This window comes from Pseudonocardia ammonioxydans (assembly GCF_900115005.1).
Taxonomy (GTDB): domain Bacteria; phylum Actinomycetota; class Actinomycetes; order Mycobacteriales; family Pseudonocardiaceae; genus Pseudonocardia; species Pseudonocardia ammonioxydans.
In genome coordinates, this window is the sequence record NZ_FOUY01000012.1 from 107,006 (window position 1) to 124,812 (window position 17,807).

Consider the following 17,807-nt stretch of genomic DNA (forward strand, 5'->3'; position numbering starts at 1 on the left):
GTAGCCGGTTTCGGGCAAGGCGTCGGTAAAACGATCTGGAGAAAGGCAAGAGCAACGTAAAGAACAGGGACTAACGCATTCGAGGGGTCCGGGCGGGCGCAGCCGGCGCGGGCTCACCGGACCGCCGCGTCGGTCAGCCCGGTACCGGAGGCGTGGACGCTGCGCCGGTCGGCTCCGCCGCGGCGCGCACGGGGAGCAGGAGGGTCACGACCGAGCCGGGTGCGCCGACGGTCAGCCGGCCGCCCTCGCTCTCCGCGAGCCGCTGGGCCAGTGGGAGCCCCATCCCCGCGGAGTGCTCCGCGCCACGCATCGCGGTCGGCGGGATGCCCGGCCCCTCGTCGGCCACGTCGATCGCGAGCGCGTCCTCTCCGGCTTCGCGGGCCGACACCGAGACCGCACCGGTGCCGTGCATGCACGCGTTGTCCAGCAGCACCGCGAGGATCTGTCGGACCGCCGCCGAGGAGGCATCCGGATTCGGGAGCCCCTGCGGCGGACGAGCAAGCAGGGACCGATCGTCACGGTCGAGCCGGGCCCCCCATTCCTCGACGCATTCGCCGAACAGCACACCGATGTCCGCCGGCTCGACCGAGGCCGCCTGACGCTCACGCGCCAGGGCCAGCAGCTCGTCGATCGTGCGCTCGAGGCGGTCGATGGAGGCCAGTCCGTCCTCGACCGTGCCGAGGGTGAGTCGCTCCGGCCGTTCGACCGCGGCCTCCAGGCGCAGCCGGAGTCCGGCGAGCGGGGTCCGGAGCTGATGGGACGCCTCGGCGGAGAAGGCCCGCTCCCGGGCGAGCAGATCGTCGAGCCGGTGCGCGGTCCTGCTCAGTGCGGCACTCGCCCGGTCGGTCTCGGCGACGCCCGTCGACCGGGGCACGATCCCGAAGTCCCCGTCACCGAGTCGGTCGGCGTCGGCGACGAGCTGATCCAGTGGACGCGCGAGACGACCGGCCAGGCGCCGGGCGAGCAACCACGCCGAGAAGAGCACCAACCCACCCAACGCGGCCATGCCCAGCCAGATCGGCAGCAACTGCCCGTACACCGACGACACCGGCACGACGGCCCGCACCACGCCGACGATGTCGTGGGTGTCGCTGACGGGAGCCACCGCGATCAGTTGGTCCGCAGGCCACGGGCCATCGGAGCCGTCCAGGACGTAGTCGACGGGGGCGTCACCCTCCGGCGGCCCGACCCCGAGGAGCCGCTCGCCGTCGTCGTCGTACAGGGCGACGGCCGCGTCGTCGGGTGCATCGGGCAGGCTCGTCGGGACCCGGTCGTGGGCCATGTCCTCCTGCACCGTACGGACGGCGAACACGGCGAGTCGTTCGAGCGATGCCTGCTCCTCGGAGACCGTCAACTGGGCGAGACCGGCGGCGAGCGGGATGCCGAACAGCACCACCGAGAACGCCGCCGCGATCAACGCGAGACCGACGATCCGTGACCTCACCGCTCGGCCCCCGCGGCATCGGCGGGCGGCGGGTCGAGCCGGTATCCGTGCCCGCGCAGCGTCGTGATGGCCGGTACGCGGTGCGGGGCGAGGTCCGCCAGGCGCCTGCGCAGCGTCGCGATGTGCACGTCGAGTGTCTTCGTGGGGCCGAACCAGTGCTCGTCCCAGACATCGGCCATCAGGCGCTCCCGGCCGACCGCGGTCCCGGGTTCGCGGGCCAGCCGGACGAGCAGGTCGAACTCCTTCGTACGCAGTGCGACCTCCTGGCCTGCGACGAACGTCCGGCGCCGGACCGTGTCCAGGCGCAGATCCCCGATCTCGATCACGGCAGCGGCCTCACCGGCTGCAGACCGGCGCAGGTGTGCCCGGACTCGGGCGAGCAGCTCGGCGAGCCGGACGGGCTTGGTCAGATAGTCGTCGGCCCCGGCATCGAGCCCCAGCACGACGTCCATCTCCGCGGTGCGGGCCGTGAGGATCACGACGATCGTTGCCGGCAGCGCGGCCCGAACACGCCGGCAGACGTCGATACCGTCGAGGTCGGGCAACCCGAGATCGAGCAGCACCAGGTCGAAGGCCGTGTCCGTGACAGCCGACAGGGCCCCGGAGGCGTTCCTCACCCAGCGTGCGTCGTGACCCTCGTCGACCAGGATCGTCTGCAGCACGTCCCCGATCGTGGCGTCGTCCTCGACGACCAGCACCCGACTCGCGGTCATCGTTCCCTCCGTCCTGCCCCTCCCGGCGCCGGCCCCGCCGGCCGGCCGGATCGCGGTGGCCGGCCTCCGGCCGGGCACTCCCCCGCCAGGTCGTGTCGCAGGTCCGCACTCCGGCGGCGACCCACGACGACGTAGTCGGCTGCGGGCCCGTCGATGTCACCTCGCGCAGCGCCGCTCCCCGGCCGGCATCGGGCGCGGACCCGAATGTCGATCACCGGTGGGTCCGCGGCGGACGACGACGTAGGTTGTGCCCCATGTCGTCCGCTCCGAAGCGCCGGCGCCTGCTGCGCGGTGCACTGCTCGGCGCCGCGGGCCTGGCCGTCCCGCTGGGCCTCGGCATCGCCGGCTACCTCCACCGCAACGCGACCGGGCTGGGGAAAGGCCTGGCGGACGTGGCCGCCGCGGGCATCACCGAGAAGCAGGCCACGGTCGACGGCCACGTCCTGAACTACGCCGAGGGCCCGCGGAACGGCCCTCCCCTGCTGCTCGTCCACGGCCAGGCCACCCGGTGGCAGGACCACATGCTCGTCCTGCCCGAACTGGCGGCCAGACACCACGTGGTCGCCGTCGACATCCCCGGCCACGGTGGTTCCGACCGGCTCGCCCCCGAGGAGTACACCAACGCCCGGGTCGGGGCCCTGCTCGCCCGGTTCGTCGCCGAGGTCGTCGGCGAGCCGGTGATCCTCTCCGGCCACTCCTCCGGCGGGCTGCTGGCGCTGTGGATCGCCGCCGAACGACCCGAGTGGGTGTGCGGGCTGCTGCTCGAGGACCCGCCGCTGTTCTCGTCGGAGATGCCACGCCTGCCGCACACCACCGGAGGCATCTCGCTGGTGCTGGCCGAGCGGCACCGGGCCACCGGCGCACCGGCGACCGAGTTCCAGCGGTACTTCGTCGAGCACGGCAACTACTTCGAGTTCTTCGGCCCCCTCCAGGGCGCGCTGCGCGCGTCGGCGCTGAGGTGGATCGACGCCCACCCCGGCCGGCCACTGCACCTGGGCTACCTGCCCCCGCTGGTCAGCGTCTTCTTCCAGGGCCTGGTGCACTACGACACCGCCTTCGGCGCCGCCTGGGTCCACGGCGAGCCCGGCTGGTACGCCGGCTTCGACACCGAGGCCGCACTCGCCGCCGTCGACGTCCCCACCACCGTGATCCACACCAACTACGTCGAGGCCACCAGAGGGGCGGCCTACAGCGACGACGGCATCCTGCTGGCCGCCATGGACCAGGCCGACCTCGACCGGGCGCTGCGCCTGCTCCCCGACGGCACAGAGACGACCCAGCTCCGGTCCGGGCACCTCGTCCACTTCGAACGTCCGAAGGAGTTCCTCGCCGCCGTCGACGGTCTCGCCGGCCGGGTGCGGGCCCGGCAGGGAGCGAGGTGGCCGGGCGAGGCGTGACCATGCTGCCCGCAGTCGCGACGGCCCTGTTCCTGCTGGCCGTCCTCGTCGTTCCCCTGGCCCTCGCCGCGCTGGTCTGCGTGATCGCTCACCGGCGTGTCCGGCGGGAGCCGAGGCGGCTGAGCAACGCCTACTGGCTGCTCGCCGCGGCCCTGCTCGCCGGCAATGCGGTCAGCATGCTCGGCTTCACCGGCGCCAACCCGGTGCTGGGTGTGGCCGTGGTGGTGGCCGTGCTCTCCCCGCTGTTGGCGGTCGTGTTCGCGGTGTTCCTGATACTCAACGGGGCGGTGATGCTGCGCCGCGAACGGGTGAGCCTGGGCAACTCGCTGTCCCTGCTCACCGGCCTGTTGATCATCGGACTGCTGGTGGCGGGCGTCCCCGTCCTGCTCGGCGGTTCCCTGCCGGTGCGGGCGCTCTGGCTCGCCTGCGCGCTCGCCGCAGTCGTCCTCGCGTTCCAGTTCGCCGCGTTCCTGGGCTACTCGCAGCTGTACCGCAGGCTCGTGCGGGACCGGCCGGCCGACTGGGTCGTGGTGCTCGGCGCCGGGTTGCACGGCAGCGAGGTGCCGCCGCTGCTGGCGTCGCGGATCCGGACCGGGATGACGGAGTGCGCCCGGCGGGGCGCCCGGCTGCTCGTGCTCTCCGGCGGGCAGGGCCCCGACGAGCAGCTCTCGGAGGCCGAGGCCATGAGCCGCTGGGCGGCGCGGCACGGCGCCGACCCCGGCGTGCTGCGCACCGAGACGGCGTCGCGCAACACCGAGCAGAACCTGCGGTTCAGCGACACGCTGGTGCGGGCCGAGGGCACCCCGGGCCCGGGACTGATCGTCACCAGCAACTACCACGTGTTCCGGGCCGCGTCACTGGCGCGCCGGCTCGGGGTCGACGCGCAGGCCGTCGGCGCCCCGACCGCCGGCTACTACTGGCCCAGCGCCGTGCTCCGGGAGTACGTCGCGATCCTGCGCGAGCACCGTGCGGCGAACGCCGCGCTGCTGCTGGTCCTCGCTCTGGCACCGCCGATCGTGCTGCTGCTGGTGGGGACGTAGGACGCCTGCCCGGCGCCCCACCGCCTCGCCCCGGGCAGGCAAGTCTTCAGACGTCTGTAGACTTGCCGGCCGTGCACCCGTCCACGGGCGCGACGGAGAGGAGAAGTGCGTGACAGAGCCGGGCAGCCCCGTCGAGGAGGTACTGGACGTCCGCGAGGTCGACATCACCCGCGCGGGATCCGTCCTTCTCTCGGCGGTCTCGCTGAGGATCCGCGCGGGCGAGCACTGGGCCCTCCTCGGGCCCAACGGCGCAGGCAAGAGCACCCTCCTGTCGCTGGCCGGCGCCCGCGTCCACCCCAGCCGGGGTGAGGTCCACGTCCTCGGGCACCGCCTCGGCCGCGTCGACATGCGGAGCCTGCGCACCCGGCTCGGCCACGTCGACCCCCGGCACCAGGTCCAGCGCCCCCTGCCGCTGCGCGACGTCATCCTGTCCGGGTTGGACAACACTCCCGAGCCGGACCCGCGGCGGGTGCTGTCGGACGACCAGCTGAGCCGGGTCGAGACCCTGGCCGCCTCGGTCGACCTGGGACATCGGCTCGACCGGACGTGGACGCAGTCCTCGCAGGGCGAACGGACGCGCGCACTGATCGCCCGGGCGCTCGTGCCGCAGCCCCAACTGCTGCTGCTCGACGAGCCGGCGACCGGGCTGGACCTCGCGGGACGGGAGCAGCTGCTCTCCGGACTGGCGCGGGTCGCGTCCACGACGCCGGGCCTGGCGAGCATCACGGTGACCCACCACCTCGAGGACCTGCCGCCGCACACCAGCCACGCCCTGCTGCTGAAGCAGGGGCGCGTGCTCTGCGCAGGACCGGTCGACGACGTCCTCGACTCGGAGAGCGTCAGCGACTGCTTCGACCTCCCCGTCTCGCTCAGCCGGGTGGACGGGCGCTGGCTCGCCCGCTCGCGATCCGCCGACGCCGCCCTCGCGCGGTGAGCCCCTTCCCCGGCGTCCGCACGTCGAGAGGAACCCCATGACCCCGTGGCCGAAGCTGGAGCGCGGCCCGCTCGTGCCGCAGGTCGAGGCGATGCTGCGGGAACGGCTCCGCTCGGGGGAATGGCCGGCCGGCACGAAGATCCCCAGCGAGGCGACGCTCGCGAGCCAGATCGCGGTCGGACGGTCCTCGATCCGGGAGGCCGTCCTGCTGCTGTGCCGGGACGGCCTGCTGGAGGCCCGCCACGGCTCCGGGACGTTCGTCACCGGCGCCGAGCGGACGGTGGAGGACGTCGCCGGGCTCATGCGGCGGGCCCGGCTGCTGGAGGTGTACGAGGTGCGGCGCTCGCTGGAGGTCGAGGCGGCCCGGCTCGCCGCACACCGGGCCCCGGCCGAGTCGCTCGGCGCGTTGCGTGCCCTGCTCGACCGGCGACGCTCGCTCGGCGACGATCCGGCCCGCTTCGTCGCGGTCGACCTCGACTTCCACGACGCGGTCGTCGGACTGTCCGGCAACGTCATCCTGTCCGAGCTGTTCACCCACGCCCGGCCGGTCATCGAGAACGCCCTGGTCGACAGGATCACCCACGACGGCCCCCTGATCGACACCGCCGACGCGCACGACGCCCTCGTCGACGCCCTCGAGCGCCACGACGAGGAGGCGGCGATCGCTGCCACCGTCGCGAACCTCGAGGAGACGATTCGTGCGCTGCGCGCGGAGTAGCGCTCCGTCCTTCATGGACCTCTTGCCCCGGGGGCCAGGAGCTGACCGGCTCCGGGGACCGGGCACCGCGTCAGCAGTCGCTCCTGGGGACCAGACCCTGCTCACACGCGAACTGCATCTGGATCTCACCGCTGGTCGGAGCACGGCCCGCGAGCGTGCCCGGATCCAGATACGCCCTGATAGGCGGCGCACGACGGGTCGAACCGGCCGGCGGCCATCGCCCGTTGCGCGCAGTCACCGTCGGACTGCTTCGTCCCTTGCCGGCCTGGCGCCTCCGCTGCGGACCACGGGGCCTGGCCCTGCCTGGCTGCCTCCTGGGTCTGCGCCTTCTCTTCGGCCGCCTTCTTCTCCATCTCCGCGACACGGTCCCGCTGCCTGCGCGTCGCCTCGCTCGCCCCGTCCACCGCAACGCTCAGGCCGGACGAGCCTGCCTCGATGCGGGGCAGCAGACCAGCTGCGGGAGCAGGCCGACCGCCTGCCGACGAGGACGCCGGCTCGAGGATGACTCGCTCCGCGCCCGACGCAGCGGTGCACGCGGCGGTGGCGAAGGTAGCGGCGATGACGCAGGCGAGGGCGTAGCGGCCGATCCTCATCGTTGTCCCTCACCTTCGTGGCAGTGGGCCCCATGATCCGGGGTTCTGGCGATTGTGTCGCGAATGACGCAACGATGGTTACTACGTCCGCCACACCGTCATCACTTCCGATGATCACGGCGGGGCGGCTGAAGGGCTTCCACAGATCTGATGATCCGGTGTCGCTAACTGCAACACCCCATCGCACCGCACGACGTAGGCGTTGTGACAACCTCGCAGACCCCGCAGGGTTCTTCCCAGAACACTCCGCCCGGCCAGTACCCGCAGCAGGGCCAGATTCCGCAGCAATGGGGCTCGCCGCCCGCGAACTGGGCACAGCACCCACCGCAGCCCCCGGCTCCGAAACGACGGCGGAAGTGGCCCTTCATCGTCGGCGGCGCCGCCGCGCTGATCGTCGTCGCCGCCGCACTGGGTGGCAACGATCAGGGGACGGAGTCCCCGACCGCAGCAGCGCCGACCTATGCGCCCGCCGTCGTTCCGCCCACACCGATCGCCGCTCCGCCCACGACCGCAGTTCTCCCGGCCCCGGTGCCTGCACCGAACAACACGGCGTCCACACCCGAAACGTTCGCTGTCGCCCCGCCGGAGCCGTCGACACCCGCGCTGTCGGTGAGTCGGCAGAACGCGGTCGAGTCGGCCGAGAGCTACCTCGACTACAGCGCGTTCTCCCGGCAGGGCCTGATCGACCAGCTCGAGTTCGAGGACTTCTCCACCGCCGACGCCACGTACGCCGTCGACCACGTGACCGTCGACTGGAACGAGCAGGCCGCGAAGTCCGCGAAGAGCTACATGGACTACAGCTCGTTCTCCCGCGGAAGCCTCATCGACCAACTCGAGTTCGAGGGTTTCACGGCCGCGCAGGCCAGGCACGGCGCTGACTCGGTCGGGCTCTGACTCCCTGCCGACCCGGTCTGTACCGCCGCCCGACGTTGTCATGCCCCACCGCGGTCACGCAGGGAGACGAGGCCCCGCCACCCCGCCATAGGCTGTGGGGCTCGTCTGTTGCGCAACTCCACCCTGGGCTGCGGCGACCACGGCGGTGCGTCGAAGCTCTACGGGAGCCTCGCCCCGCTGGAGGCATTCGGAAGCATCTCGACCGCGACACCCATCAGTGTGCATCTCTAGAGGGTCGATCTTGGTCAACGCTACGTCATGAGCCTCTGACCTGGGAATGTGCTCCTCCGACTGGACTCGAACCAGTAACCGCCCGATTAACAGTCGGGTGCTCTGCCATTGAGCTACGGAGGACCGTTCTCGCCGCCCGAACCGCTGTCCCGGCGACACGGAGAACTCTACAACACCCCCATCGGCCGCCCGTGCACCCCCCGTTCGGGCGTCGTTACCGCAGGTCGGCCCTGGTTCCGGGTGCCGGACGACGCGGCCCGGCCGCCCGGTACGGTCGGCAGCCAGGGAGGTGAGGGGAATGGTCAGGTTCCTCGTGGGAGTCGCCGTCGGGTACGTCCTCGGCACCCGGGCCGGGCACGAGCGGTACGAGCAGCTCGTGCGCGCCTACCACCGGGCCGCGGACCACCCCGCGGTGCAGGGCGCGGCGGGCGTTGCGCAGGCCGGTGTCGAGAACGTCATCGGCAAGGTGCGCGGCGAGCGCGGCAGCGGCGACGCCTGACGCGACCGCCCCGCTCCCGGGGCGTCCGGGGAGCCGGGTCAGCGCTTCCGCGCGACGGCGAACACCCGGCGGAACGGGAACCAGGTGCTGCCGTCGGCGCTCGGCGGGTAGGCCGCCCGCAGCCGCGGGGCGAGCTCGGCGACGAAGTCCGCGTAGCCGTCGTCGTCGAGGGCGTCGCGGACCGGACGCAGGGCCGTGCCGGAGATCCAGCGCAGCACCGGGTCCTGGCCGTCGAGCCGCTGCAGGTAGGTCGTCTCCCAGGCGTCGACCTCGGCGCCGCCGGCCGCGAGCAGGTCGGCATAGCCGCGCGGGTCCAGCACGGACTCGCCGCCGCGCAGCAGGATCCGGTCCCGCCGGCGCGGCTGCGCGGCGACCTCGCGGGTGAGCACGTGCGAGGGCGAGTCGAAGTTGGCCGGCACCTGCAGCGCCAGCCACGCCCCGGGGGCGAGCGCGGCGATCCAGCGCCGCAGGACATCGGGGTGCTCGGGCACCCAGTGCAGCACTGCGTTCGTGACGAGCACGCCGGTGTCGCGCGGCGGCGTCCAGTCCCGGATGTCGACCAGCTCCGCGGGCACGCCCGCGGCCCGCGCGGCGGCGACCATGTCCGGTGACGAGTCGAACGCCTCGATCGTCGCCCCGGGCAGGCGCTTCGCCAGCAGGCCGGTGAGGTGTCCCGGGCCGCAGCCGGCGTCCACCACCCGCGAAAGCCCCTGCTCCGGCGCGCCGATGCGGGCGACGAGGTCGTGGAACGGGCGGGAGCGGTGATCGTCGAACGCCCGGTACAGCTCCGGATCCCAGCCGACTCCTGATGCCCCGGTCACCGCACCCCTCCGGTGCTCACTCGGTGCCGCGTCCCGGCAGCCGGTCGGCGAGGCCCTCGGCCAGCCGGCGCGCCGCGGCCGGATCGGTGCCCGGGTCCGGGCGGACCTGGACCACGACCCCGTCGCGGCCCGGCACCTTGCGCTGGAGTACCCACGCTCCCCCGCCGGGAAGCTCGCGCCGGTTCCGCGTCCGGATCGACTGCGTGACCCGGTCCTGCACGGCCTGCGGCACCGTGCCGGCCTCGGTCAGCCGGAACCGGTGCGGGCGGGTGTCGGCGAGCAGCTCGGTGCCGGGCGCGATCTGCTCGGCGTGCGTCGGCGTCACCACCAGCGAGTTCCCGTCCCAGACGGCCTTGCCGACCTCGTGCCACCCGATGCGCCCGGCACCGGACGGCGGCCAGACCCCCCAGGAGGTGACGACGAGCGTCCCGCCGCCGGCGACCGTGGCCGTCGCGACGACCGCCTCGGACGGCTCCAGACCGGCGGCGACGGCGTCGGGCACCGGGTCGCGCCCGAACAGCCGGGCCCACCACCCGGTCACGACGCCACCCCGGAGGCCTGCTCGCGCAGCTGGATCTTATACTGCTCGAGCGGGACCAACACCCCGAACAGGTCGTTGTACTCCTCCGGGTCGGTGACCATGTTGGTGCGCTGCAGCTGCGACTTCAGGTCGGCGATCTCGCGCTCCACCAGCCCGAGCCGCACCCCGGCCAGGACGCCGTTGACGTAGCGGACCTCGTCGGTGTTCCGCTTGGGCAGCTCCAGATCCTCCACCGCCAGTTCGCTGACCAGGCGCTTCACGTCGTCGGTCGCCACCTGCGCGACGACGGCGTCGAGCCACTCCGGGCCCTCCAGCCCCTCGCAGACCCCGCCGGCACCCATGATCGCCCGGTGCACCGCGGCGAACTGCGGGTGCGTGAACCCGGCCTCGGGCAGCTCGTCGAACCCCGGCCCGACGACGCCGGGGATCTGCAGCGCCGCCTTCAGCGCCTCCCGCTGCAGGTGCAGCTGCGCGTCCCCCCGCTTCGGCGCGGGCAGCGGCTCCCGGCGCCGCGACCGGCCCTCGACCGGCGCCCCCGCCGTCTCCCGCACCCGGCGCACGACCACGGCGATGTCGTCCCAGCCGACCCAGCCGGCGAGCCGGCGGGCGTACTCGTCGCGCAGGTCCTCCCGCTTGATCCGCGCGACCAGCGGCACCGTCCGCTGCAGCGCGGCGACCCGGCCCTCCGCGGAGTTCAGGTCGTGTTCGCGCAGCTCGGCGCGGATGGCGAACTCGAACAGCGGCTCGCGGCGGGCGACGAGGTCGCGCACCGCGGTGTCGCCGTGGTTGTTGCGCAGGTCGCACGGGTCCTGACCGTCCGGGGCGACGGCGACGAAGGTCTGCGCGGCGAAGCTCTGGTCCCCCTCGAAGGCCTTCATCGCGGCGTTCTGCCCGGCCGCGTCGCCGTCGAAGGTGTAGATCACTTCCCCACGGTCGAACGAGTCGTCGCCGATCAGCCTGCGGATCACCGAGATGTGCTCGGAACCGAACGCCGTGCCACAGGACGCGACGGCCGTCGGCACCCCGGCCAGGTGCATGGCCATCACGTCGGTGTAGCCCTCGACGACGACGACCTGGCGCGACTTCGCGATCTCCCGCTTGGCCTGGTCGAGCCCGAACAGCACGTGGGTCTTGCGGTACACCGGCGTCTCGGAGGTGTTGAGGTACTTGGCCTCGATGCCGTCGTCGTCGAACAGGCGCCGCGCGCCGAACCCGACGACGTCGCCACCCAGGTCGCGGATCGGCCACAGCAGGCGCCGATGGAACCGGTCGATCGCGCCGCGGCGGCCCTCCTTGGAGATCCCGGCCTTGATCAGCTCGTCGAGCTGGTACCCCTGGCCCAGCAGGTGCTTGGTGACGGTGTCCCAGCCCGACGGGGCGTACCCGCAGCCGAACTTCTCGGCCGCGCCGTCGTCGAACCCACGCTCGGCCAGGAACTGGACGGCGGCCCGCCCGGCCGGGGTGCGCAGCTGCTCGGCGTAGAACTGCTGCGCCTTCTTGTTGATCTCCAGCAGCCGGCTGCGGGTGCCCCGGTCGCGCTGCACCGACGAGCCGCCGCCCTCGTAGGTCAGCCGGACCCCGCAGCGCTCCGCGAGCCGCTCGACGGCCTCGGGGAACCCGATGACCTCCATGCGCATCACGAAGTCGATGACGCTGCCGTGCTCGCCGCAACCGAAGCAGTGGAAGGTGCCGTGCGAGGGGCGGACGTTGAACGACGGGGTCTTCTCGTCGTGGAACGGGCACAGGCCCTTCAGCGAACCGGCCCCGGCGCGGCGGAGCGCGACGTACTCCTCGACGATCTCCTCGATCCGCGTGCGGTTGCGGACCTCGGTGATGTCGGCGTCCCGGATCCGTCCTGCCACGCCGCCAGTCTAGGTCCCGGGTCCGACGACCTGCCCGCAGGTCAGCGGGACGTCGCCGACGCCGTCGTCGGGTCCGCGGTCGTGTCCTCCGGGTCCGCGGACCGGCGTCGCCCGGGACGCCGCCCGAGGCCGACGAACATGCCGACCAGGGCGATCGCGAGTCCGAGCACCGCCTGCGGGGTCAGCGGCTCGCCGAGGACGGGGACCGCGCACAGCGCGGTCGTGGCCGGGACCAGGTTCAGCAGCGACGACACGAACACCGTGGAACGCCACCGCAGCAGCAGGAACATCAGGACGAACGCACCCGCCGAGTTGAAGATCCCCAGCCAGCCGACGGCGAGCCAGCCGCCCACCCCGGACGGCAGCCAGTGCGCCCCGAGGAACGGCCATGCGGCCAGGGTGGCGACCAAGGACGTGGCCATCTGGACGACCACGCTCGTCACCACGGGCGTGCTGTCGTTGAACCGCTTCTGGTAGAGCGTGCCCGCGGCCAGCGACAGCATGCCCAGCACCGGCAGGACGACGCTCCACCCCAGACCGCCGCCGAGGTCGTCGGCCAGCACGACGTACACGCCGGTGGCCCCGATCAGCAGCCCGGCCACCGGCGCGACGCCGAGCCGGGTCGTCAGCAGCAGCGGGGTGAGCAGCCCGACCAGCAGCGGCGCCATGCCCAGGATCAGGCTGGAGAGCCCGGCGGGCACGCCCGACGCGAGTCCGGTGTAGACGAAGCTGAACTGGCCGATCTGCAGCAGCAGCGCGGTGACCACCAGGTGCAGCCAGGCCCGCCCCTTCGGCGGCGCGGGCCGCAGCGCGGCCGCGGCGACGAGCATCACCGCGAGCGCGATGACGAACCGCCACAGCAGTACCGCGGGGACGTCGAGGTACCCGGTGGCGATCTTGCCCGCGATGAAGCCGGACGCCCACAACGGGACGAACAGAACGGCCAGGACGGGCACGAGCCATCGCGGGAAAGGCACGGCACCACTTCATCGCATTGCTAACGTCTTCGGCAACCGGACGTGTCCGGAGCCTCCCCGCCGGGTCAGCCCCGCTGCGGCCCGCCGAAGACCCGGCCCCGCGGCAGCTGGTCGCGCAGGGTCATGGCGGCGCCGATCAGCGGGAGCAGCAGCAGCGCGGCCACCGCCCAGACGACGTCGTAGGTACGCCCGATCCAGTCGGCCAGCAACGCGGCGCCGAGGATCACGCCCAGTGCTGCGGCGGCGGCGACCGCGAGGAACACGACCCGGAACATCAGACGCAGAAACTCCATCACCGGGTACGTGCCCGCGCGGGCGGCCCCTCACACCACCGTGGCACGCGACCTTCCGCACAGTGGTGCTCAGGAGACGGTCTCCCCGGACCACCGCACCGCGCAGGCCGCGTCGAAGCCCTGGTCGGTGATGCCGAGCGCGTGGTTGGCCCGGCCCCGCATGTTCTCCACCGCGATCATCTGGGTGAGCTCGACCAGACCGGCCCGGCCGAACTCGCGCTCGAGCTCGGCGACCTGCTCGTCGGTGACGGTCATCGGCTGGGCGGTCATCGCGTCGGCGTAGGCGATCGCGAGCCGCTCGGCCGGGGTGTACAGCGGGCTGGTGGCGTGCTCGTCGATGTGCGCGAGCCGCTCGACGTCCAGGCCGGAGAGCCGTTGCAACATGGTGCCGAAGTCGACGCACCACGAGCAGCCGACGACGGTCGCGGTGCGGTAGACCGCGAGCTCGCGGACCCCAGCCGGCAGCAGTGTCGCGGCCCGGTCCCAGCCCAGCTCGCTCACCAGCGACGCCCAGAAGATCCGGCGGTGGTGGCGGGCCACGGCGAACGGTTGGGGCAGCGAGCCGAAGCGGCGGCGGGCCAGGCGGTAGACGAGTCGGCCGAGGACGCCGGCGTCGGCGTCGGGGACGGCAGGGATGCGGGACACGGTGACCTCCCGGGGTCGGTGACGGAGTCGGTGGACGGGCCGCGGTGACCCGGATCGCGGGACCCGGATCGCGGGACCCGGATCGCGGCGAGACGGCCCACCGACTTGGACACCGCGCGCCCGCCCGACGTGACACCCTCGGACGTGACGCCGGCCACATCCATGCTTCCGCCTCCGGCGTTCCGGCGCTGCGGGTGTGCCGGTTACGACACACGGTGACGATCTCGCGGCGTGTCCTCCGTGGATCGGTGTTGGCGTTGGCGAACATCTGCGGGTGCGAGTTCGTCGGATGAAGACCGCCGCGGTGCTGGCGGCAGTACTGGTGCTGTCGGGCTGTGGAGCCCCCGGGTCGTTCGTGGACGCGCTCGACGCGCTGGACGCCGTCGTCGACACAGCCGGGGGCGACACGGCGGGGGTCGACACGGGTGAGGTCGGCGCGGCCGGGGTGGGCACCGCGGCCGCGGGCACCGCCACGGCCGGCAGCGCCGCGGCGGCCCTGACGACGCTGCAGGTCAAGGGCCGTGCCCCGAAGACCGGCTACGAGCGCGAGGAGTTCGGACGCCGCTGGGCCGACATCGACCGCGACGGCTGCGACCAGCGCAACCAGGTCCTCGCCCGGGACATGGACCGGGAGACGTTCAAGGCGGGCACGCACGACTGCATCGTGCTCACCGGGACCCTGCGCGACACCTACACCGGCACGACGATCTCCTTCACCCGCGGGCAGGGCACCAGCGAGAAGGTGCAGATCGACCACGTCGTCGCCCTGTCCGACGCCTGGCAGAAGGGCGCCCAGCAGCTCGACGAGGCGACCCGCGAGCGGATCGGGAACGACCCGCTGAACCTGATCGCCGTCGACGGACCGACGAACGCCCGCAAGGGCGACGGCGACGCCGCCACCTGGCTGCCCCCGGACGCCGGCTACCGGTGCGCCTACGTCGCCCGGCAGGTCGCGGTGAAGAGCAAGTACCAGCTGTGGGTGACCGCCGCCGAGCGGGACGCGATCGACCGCGTGCTGCGCGGCTGCCCGGACCGGGCGGCCACCACCGAGGCCGACGCAACACAGCCGGCGATCACCCTGCGCTGACCGCCGGCGGTCAGGTGGTGCGGCACAGCTCCGCGTGCCAGGACACCGCCTGCTGATCGGTGAGCAGCGCCACCTGGTCGATCACCACGCGCAGCCGGGCCCGGTCGTCCGCGGCGGCGGCCCAGTCCTCGGCGCGGGCCGGGTCCAGCACGGCCGGCCCGCGCCCGGTCAGGGTCGTGACCAGCTCGTGCAGCAGCTCGCGCTGGCGGCCCTGCATCGCCAGCCGCTGCGGGTCGCTCATCACGTAGCGGGTGGCGAGTGCCTTGAGCAGCACGACCTCCGCCTCGGCCACCACCGGGACGACGAGGTCGGCGCGGTGCCGCGCGAGCGGCGCGTCACCGAGGGTGTCGAGGGTGGCGTCGGTGGCGGCGAGGGCGAAGCGCCCGACCAGCTCCGAGGTCATCCGCTTCATCGCGACCAGGTCGTCGCCGCCCGCGGTGCGCACGTCGAACCCGCGCACCGCCCGGACCACCGGCAGCGCGTCGAGCCGGGCCGCGGCCTCGGCGCAGGCCGCCGCGTCGGCGCCGAAGCGCTGCGCGGCCTCGGCGGCCAGCGCCTCCCGCTCGACGGGCGAGGAGAGCACCGCGAGATCCATCCGGCCGGCGAGCAGCGCGTCCTCGACGTCGTGCACCGAGTAGGCGACGTCGTCGGCCCAGTCCATGACCTGGGCCTCCATGCTGCGCACGCCCGGGCGGGCCCCGAGGCGCACCCACTCGAGGGCCGCGCGGTCGTCGGCGTAGGTACCGAACTTCCGCTCGGCGCCGCGACGCGGCCACGGGTACTTGACCGACGCGTCCAGGGTGGCGCGGGTCAGGTTCAGCCCGCCGGGGGCGCGCCCGTCCGAGGAGCGGGCCTTGGGCTCGAGGCGGGTCAGGATCCGCAGGGTCTGCGCGTTGCCCTCAAACCCGCCGCACCCGGCGCCCGCCTCGTCGAGCGCCCGTTCGCCGTTGTGCCCGAACGGCGGGTGCCCGATGTCGTGGGCGAGCCCGGCCGCGTCGACGACGTCGGGGTCCAGCCCGAGCTCCTCGGCGATCCCCCGGCCGATCTGGGCGACCTCGAGCGAGTGGGTGAGCCGGGTGCGCGGGATACCGGTCACCTCCGCGCCCTCACCCGGCCCCACGACCTGGGTCTTCCCGGCCAGGCGGCGCAGTGCCGCGGAGTGCAGCACGCGCGCCCGGTCCCGGGAGAACGGGCTGCGCCGTTCCACCCGTCCCCGCTCCCCCAGCCCGGAGCCCTTGGGCGGCTCGGGGTAGCGGCGCTCGCCGTCGGCCGGGAGGTAACCGGCGTCGGCCGGGACCGCGAGGGTGGACACGGTGCTCAGCCCTGCCCGCTGCCCGCGGTGTCGACCGAGGCGTGGGTCAGCTCGTAGAACAGCAGCGCGCCGGTCTCGCGGTAGATGTAGCGCAGCTGCGTCTCCCGGGTCTGCACGATCGGGCCGCTGCGGGTCGGTGACGTCCACGCCTCCAGCCCCGCGTCCCGGGCCATCGTGCGGGCCCGCAGGCTGTGCCACGGGTCCGACACGAGCAGCGCCGACTCCCAGCCCCGTTCCTGCGCGGTTGCGGCGACCGCCTCCAGGCTGCGCAGGGTGTCGGCGCCCTCCGGGACCGCCTCGACCGCGGTGCTGGGCACCCCCTGCTCGATCAGCCAGTCCCGGCTGGCCTCGGCCTCGGTGTAGCGGTCGCCGGTGGCCCCGCCGCCGACGGTGATGATCCGGGGCGCGATACCGTCGCGCCAGAGCTGTTCGGCGTGTTTGAGCCGGGCCGCCAGCACCGCGCTCGGCTCGCCGTTGTACTGCGCGGCCCCGAGCACGACGACCGCGTCCGCGGGCCGCTGGTCGTCCACCCGGGCGACCTGCCACACCCGCAGCGCCGTCACCCCCACCACGGCGAGCACCATCACCAGCGCGCCCACCAGCAGCCGGGCACCCCAGGTCATGCCGCTGCGGACCGGCCCGGGTGCCGTCGGACGCCGGCCGGCGGGCGGGTCGGGGCTCCCGAGCCCGCGCCGGGACGAGGGTGCGCTCATCCGCCGATCCGCCCGCTGCTCCCGGCCAGCGCGGACGCCGACCGCCCGGCCCGCAACGCGATCACCTCGGCGACCACCGACACGGCGGTCTCGGCCGGGGTCCGCGCGCCCAGGTCCAGCCCGACCGGGCCGTGGATCGCCGCCAGCTGGTCGTCGGTCGCGCCCGCGCCCAGCAGCCGCTCCCGGCGCGCCGCCTGGGTGCGGCGCGAGCCCAGCGCACCGAGGAAGCCGCGGCCGTGCGCGATCCCCTCGAGCAGGATCGCGTCGAACGCCGGCGCGTGGTCGAGCAGGACCAGCACGTCGGCGTCGGTGAAGTCGGCGACCGCCGCCCGGGCCTCCTCGAGGGTGGTCACGGTGCGCGCGGACCAGCCGAGCAGCCCGGCCTGGGCGTGCAGCGCGGCGCCGAGCGCGCCCTCGCCGACGACCAGCATCGACGGCACCGGGACCCAGACGTCCACCAGCAGGTCGACGCCCTCGACCCGGACGCGCTCGGTGGTGGTGGCCCCGCGGCGCAGCAGCGTGCGTGCCTCGGCGGCGGCCGCCGCGGTGACCGCGCCCAGGTCGCCGTGCTCCTCGGTGAGTCCGGGGCCGGTCAGCACGAGCGCGGCGCCGCCCTCCACCGTCGACAGCAGGGCCGCGGGGCGGGCCGCCTCCAGCGCCGCGCCGAGCGCGGCGGCCGCCGCGGCCGGCAGTGGGTGCCCGACGAGCGTCGCGCCGCCGGCGCAGGCCAGCCCGGCCGCCAGGGCGGAGGACTCGGCGACGTGCGCCTCCCGCACGGCCGCCGCCCCGCCCGCGGCCTCGGCCGCCAGCGGGTACGCGGAGTCGTCGAGCGCGCCGCGGTAGAGCAGCCCGGACACCTCGCCACCCGGGGTGGCGGCGATCAGCTGGCCGGACTCGACCGAGCCGAAGCCGTGCCGGTCGAGCACCCGGACCACACCGATCGCCGTGGCGTCCCCGGACGCCCAGCGGCGCAGGTCCGCGCCGAGCTCCCGGCGCGGGTCGCGGGCTCGCCCGCCGTGCCCGGCCGTCTGCCGGCTCGTGGGAGTGGTCACGGGCGCCAGGGTAGCGACGGGGCCTGACAGGACGCTGAGTC

At 73.8% G+C, this 17,807-nt stretch carries 19 protein-coding genes and 1 tRNA gene; 7 read left to right on the forward strand and 13 right to left on the reverse strand.

Features of this window, described 5'->3' with window-relative positions:
• Window positions 1-133: 133 nt before the first annotated feature.
• On the reverse strand, window positions 134-1,444 hold the full coding sequence (locus BM093_RS13870; RefSeq protein WP_093342616.1) for a HAMP domain-containing sensor histidine kinase: 1,311 nt from the start codon (window positions 1,442-1,444) through the stop codon (window positions 134-136).
• Complete coding sequence (locus tag BM093_RS13875) at window positions 1,441-2,157, reverse strand: response regulator transcription factor (protein WP_093342619.1); 717 nt, start codon at window positions 2,155-2,157, stop codon at window positions 1,441-1,443. Before BM093_RS13875 ends, BM093_RS13870 begins: the two co-directional genes overlap by 4 nt.
• 254 nt (window positions 2,158-2,411) lie before the next feature.
• Between BM093_RS13875 and BM093_RS13880 the strand changes: the two genes are divergently transcribed.
• The 4 genes from BM093_RS13880 to BM093_RS13895 all read left to right on the forward strand — a co-directional run bounded on the left by BM093_RS13880 (window position 2,412) and on the right by BM093_RS13895 (window position 6,246).
• On the forward strand, window positions 2,412-3,554 hold the full coding sequence (locus BM093_RS13880) for an alpha/beta fold hydrolase (protein WP_093342622.1): 1,143 nt from the start codon (window positions 2,412-2,414) through the stop codon (window positions 3,552-3,554).
• Window positions 3,555-3,556: 2 nt separating this feature from the next.
• Complete coding sequence (locus BM093_RS13885; protein ID WP_245773514.1) at window positions 3,557-4,594, forward strand: YdcF family protein; 1,038 nt, start codon at window positions 3,557-3,559, stop codon at window positions 4,592-4,594.
• A gap of 109 nt (window positions 4,595-4,703) precedes the next feature.
• On the forward strand, window positions 4,704-5,528 hold the full coding sequence (locus BM093_RS13890; RefSeq protein ID WP_093342627.1) for an ABC transporter ATP-binding protein: 825 nt from the start codon (window positions 4,704-4,706) through the stop codon (window positions 5,526-5,528).
• 37 nt (window positions 5,529-5,565) lie between these two features.
• On the forward strand, window positions 5,566-6,246 hold the full coding sequence (locus BM093_RS13895) for a FadR/GntR family transcriptional regulator (RefSeq protein ID WP_093342629.1): 681 nt from the start codon (window positions 5,566-5,568) through the stop codon (window positions 6,244-6,246).
• 125 nt (window positions 6,247-6,371) lie between these two features.
• On the opposite strand, the gene BM093_RS13900 is transcribed toward BM093_RS13895, so the two are convergent.
• Window positions 6,372-6,839 carry a hypothetical protein gene (locus BM093_RS13900; protein WP_093342633.1) on the reverse strand — a complete coding sequence of 156 codons (468 nt, stop codon included), beginning with the start codon at window positions 6,837-6,839 and terminating at the stop codon, window positions 6,372-6,374.
• Window positions 6,840-7,043: 204 nt separating this feature from the next.
• On the opposite strand from BM093_RS13900, the gene BM093_RS13905 reads away from it, so the two are divergent.
• Window positions 7,044-7,733 (forward strand): Ltp family lipoprotein, encoded by a 690-nt coding sequence (locus BM093_RS13905; protein ID WP_218162765.1) that lies wholly within the window; start codon window positions 7,044-7,046, stop codon window positions 7,731-7,733.
• 282 nt (window positions 7,734-8,015) lie between these two features.
• On the opposite strand, the gene BM093_RS13910 is transcribed toward BM093_RS13905, so the two are convergent.
• Window positions 8,016-8,087, reverse strand: a tRNA-Asn gene (locus BM093_RS13910).
• A 175-nt stretch (window positions 8,088-8,262) separates the two neighbouring features.
• On the opposite strand from BM093_RS13910, the gene BM093_RS13915 reads away from it, so the two are divergent.
• On the forward strand, window positions 8,263-8,463 hold the full coding sequence (locus BM093_RS13915; protein WP_093342635.1) for a hypothetical protein: 201 nt from the start codon (window positions 8,263-8,265) through the stop codon (window positions 8,461-8,463).
• A 38-nt stretch (window positions 8,464-8,501) separates the two neighbouring features.
• Here the strand turns inward: BM093_RS13915 and BM093_RS13920 are convergent, their stop codons facing one another.
• The 6 genes from BM093_RS13920 to BM093_RS13945 form a co-directional block, all read right to left on the reverse strand.
• Window positions 8,502-9,284: a trans-aconitate 2-methyltransferase gene (locus tag BM093_RS13920; protein WP_093342638.1), complete on the reverse strand. Its 783-nt coding sequence runs from the start codon at window positions 9,282-9,284 to the stop codon at window positions 8,502-8,504.
• 16 nt (window positions 9,285-9,300) lie between these two features.
• Window positions 9,301-9,825, reverse strand: coding sequence for a hypothetical protein (locus tag BM093_RS13925; RefSeq protein ID WP_093342641.1), 525 nt, complete (start codon window positions 9,823-9,825; stop codon window positions 9,301-9,303).
• A complete protein-coding gene (dnaG, locus tag BM093_RS13930; RefSeq protein WP_093342644.1) occupies window positions 9,822-11,687 on the reverse strand; it encodes a DNA primase in 1,866 nt (621 codons plus the stop codon). Before dnaG ends, BM093_RS13925 begins: the two co-directional genes overlap by 4 nt.
• Window positions 11,688-11,728: 41 nt before the next feature.
• The gene (locus BM093_RS13935) at window positions 11,729-12,664 is read right to left on the reverse strand and encodes a DMT family transporter (protein ID WP_093342647.1); all 936 of its coding nucleotides are present in this window, start codon (window positions 12,662-12,664) and stop codon (window positions 11,729-11,731) included.
• 65 nt (window positions 12,665-12,729) lie between these two features.
• Window positions 12,730-12,957 carry a hypothetical protein gene (locus BM093_RS13940; RefSeq protein ID WP_143105377.1) on the reverse strand — a complete coding sequence of 76 codons (228 nt, stop codon included), beginning with the start codon at window positions 12,955-12,957 and terminating at the stop codon, window positions 12,730-12,732.
• 69 nt (window positions 12,958-13,026) lie between these two features.
• A complete protein-coding gene (locus BM093_RS13945) occupies window positions 13,027-13,602 on the reverse strand; it encodes a carboxymuconolactone decarboxylase family protein (protein ID WP_093342653.1) in 576 nt (191 codons plus the stop codon).
• Window positions 13,603-13,891: 289 nt separating this feature from the next.
• On the opposite strand from BM093_RS13945, the gene BM093_RS13950 reads away from it, so the two are divergent.
• Window positions 13,892-14,689, forward strand: a complete 798-nt coding sequence (locus tag BM093_RS13950) for an HNH endonuclease family protein (protein WP_245773508.1) — start codon at window positions 13,892-13,894, stop codon at window positions 14,687-14,689.
• Window positions 14,690-14,699: 10 nt separating this feature from the next.
• On the opposite strand, the gene BM093_RS13955 is transcribed toward BM093_RS13950, so the two are convergent.
• From BM093_RS13955 to BM093_RS13965, 3 genes are all read right to left on the reverse strand, one after another.
• The gene (locus BM093_RS13955; RefSeq protein WP_093342777.1) at window positions 14,700-16,010 is read right to left on the reverse strand and encodes a deoxyguanosinetriphosphate triphosphohydrolase; all 1,311 of its coding nucleotides are present in this window, start codon (window positions 16,008-16,010) and stop codon (window positions 14,700-14,702) included.
• Entirely contained in the window at window positions 16,007-16,624 is a 618-nt protein-coding gene (locus tag BM093_RS13960; RefSeq protein WP_093342783.1) for a YdcF family protein, read from the reverse strand. The genes BM093_RS13955 and BM093_RS13960 overlap by 4 nt, the downstream gene beginning before the upstream one ends.
• Window positions 16,625-16,710: 86 nt before the next feature.
• The gene (locus BM093_RS13965) at window positions 16,711-17,766 is read right to left on the reverse strand and encodes an XdhC family protein (protein ID WP_245773509.1); all 1,056 of its coding nucleotides are present in this window, start codon (window positions 17,764-17,766) and stop codon (window positions 16,711-16,713) included.
• Window positions 17,767-17,807: the final 41 nt, after the last annotated feature.

Bases quoted from the DNA above. Each gene is read 5' to 3' on its own strand.
- BM093_RS13950 (WP_245773508.1), top strand. From the start codon at position 13,892: ATGAAGACCGCCGCGGTGCTGGCGGCAGTACTGGTGCTGTCGGGCTGT.
- BM093_RS13895 (WP_093342629.1), top strand. From the start codon at position 5,566: ATGACCCCGTGGCCGAAGCTGGAGCGCGGCCCGCTCGTGCCGCAGGTC.
- BM093_RS13880 (WP_093342622.1), top strand. From the start codon at position 2,412: ATGTCGTCCGCTCCGAAGCGCCGGCGCCTGCTGCGCGGTGCACTGCTC.
- BM093_RS13915 (WP_093342635.1), top strand. From the start codon at position 8,263: ATGGTCAGGTTCCTCGTGGGAGTCGCCGTCGGGTACGTCCTCGGCACC.
- BM093_RS13885 (WP_245773514.1), top strand. From the start codon at position 3,557: ATGCTGCCCGCAGTCGCGACGGCCCTGTTCCTGCTGGCCGTCCTCGTC.
- BM093_RS13940 (WP_143105377.1), bottom strand. From the start codon at position 12,957: ATGGAGTTTCTGCGTCTGATGTTCCGGGTCGTGTTCCTCGCGGTCGCC.
- BM093_RS13875 (WP_093342619.1), bottom strand. From the start codon at position 2,157: ATGACCGCGAGTCGGGTGCTGGTCGTCGAGGACGACGCCACGATCGGG.
- BM093_RS13900 (WP_093342633.1), bottom strand. From the start codon at position 6,839: ATGAGGATCGGCCGCTACGCCCTCGCCTGCGTCATCGCCGCTACCTTC.
- BM093_RS13960 (WP_093342783.1), bottom strand. From the start codon at position 16,624: ATGACCTGGGGTGCCCGGCTGCTGGTGGGCGCGCTGGTGATGGTGCTC.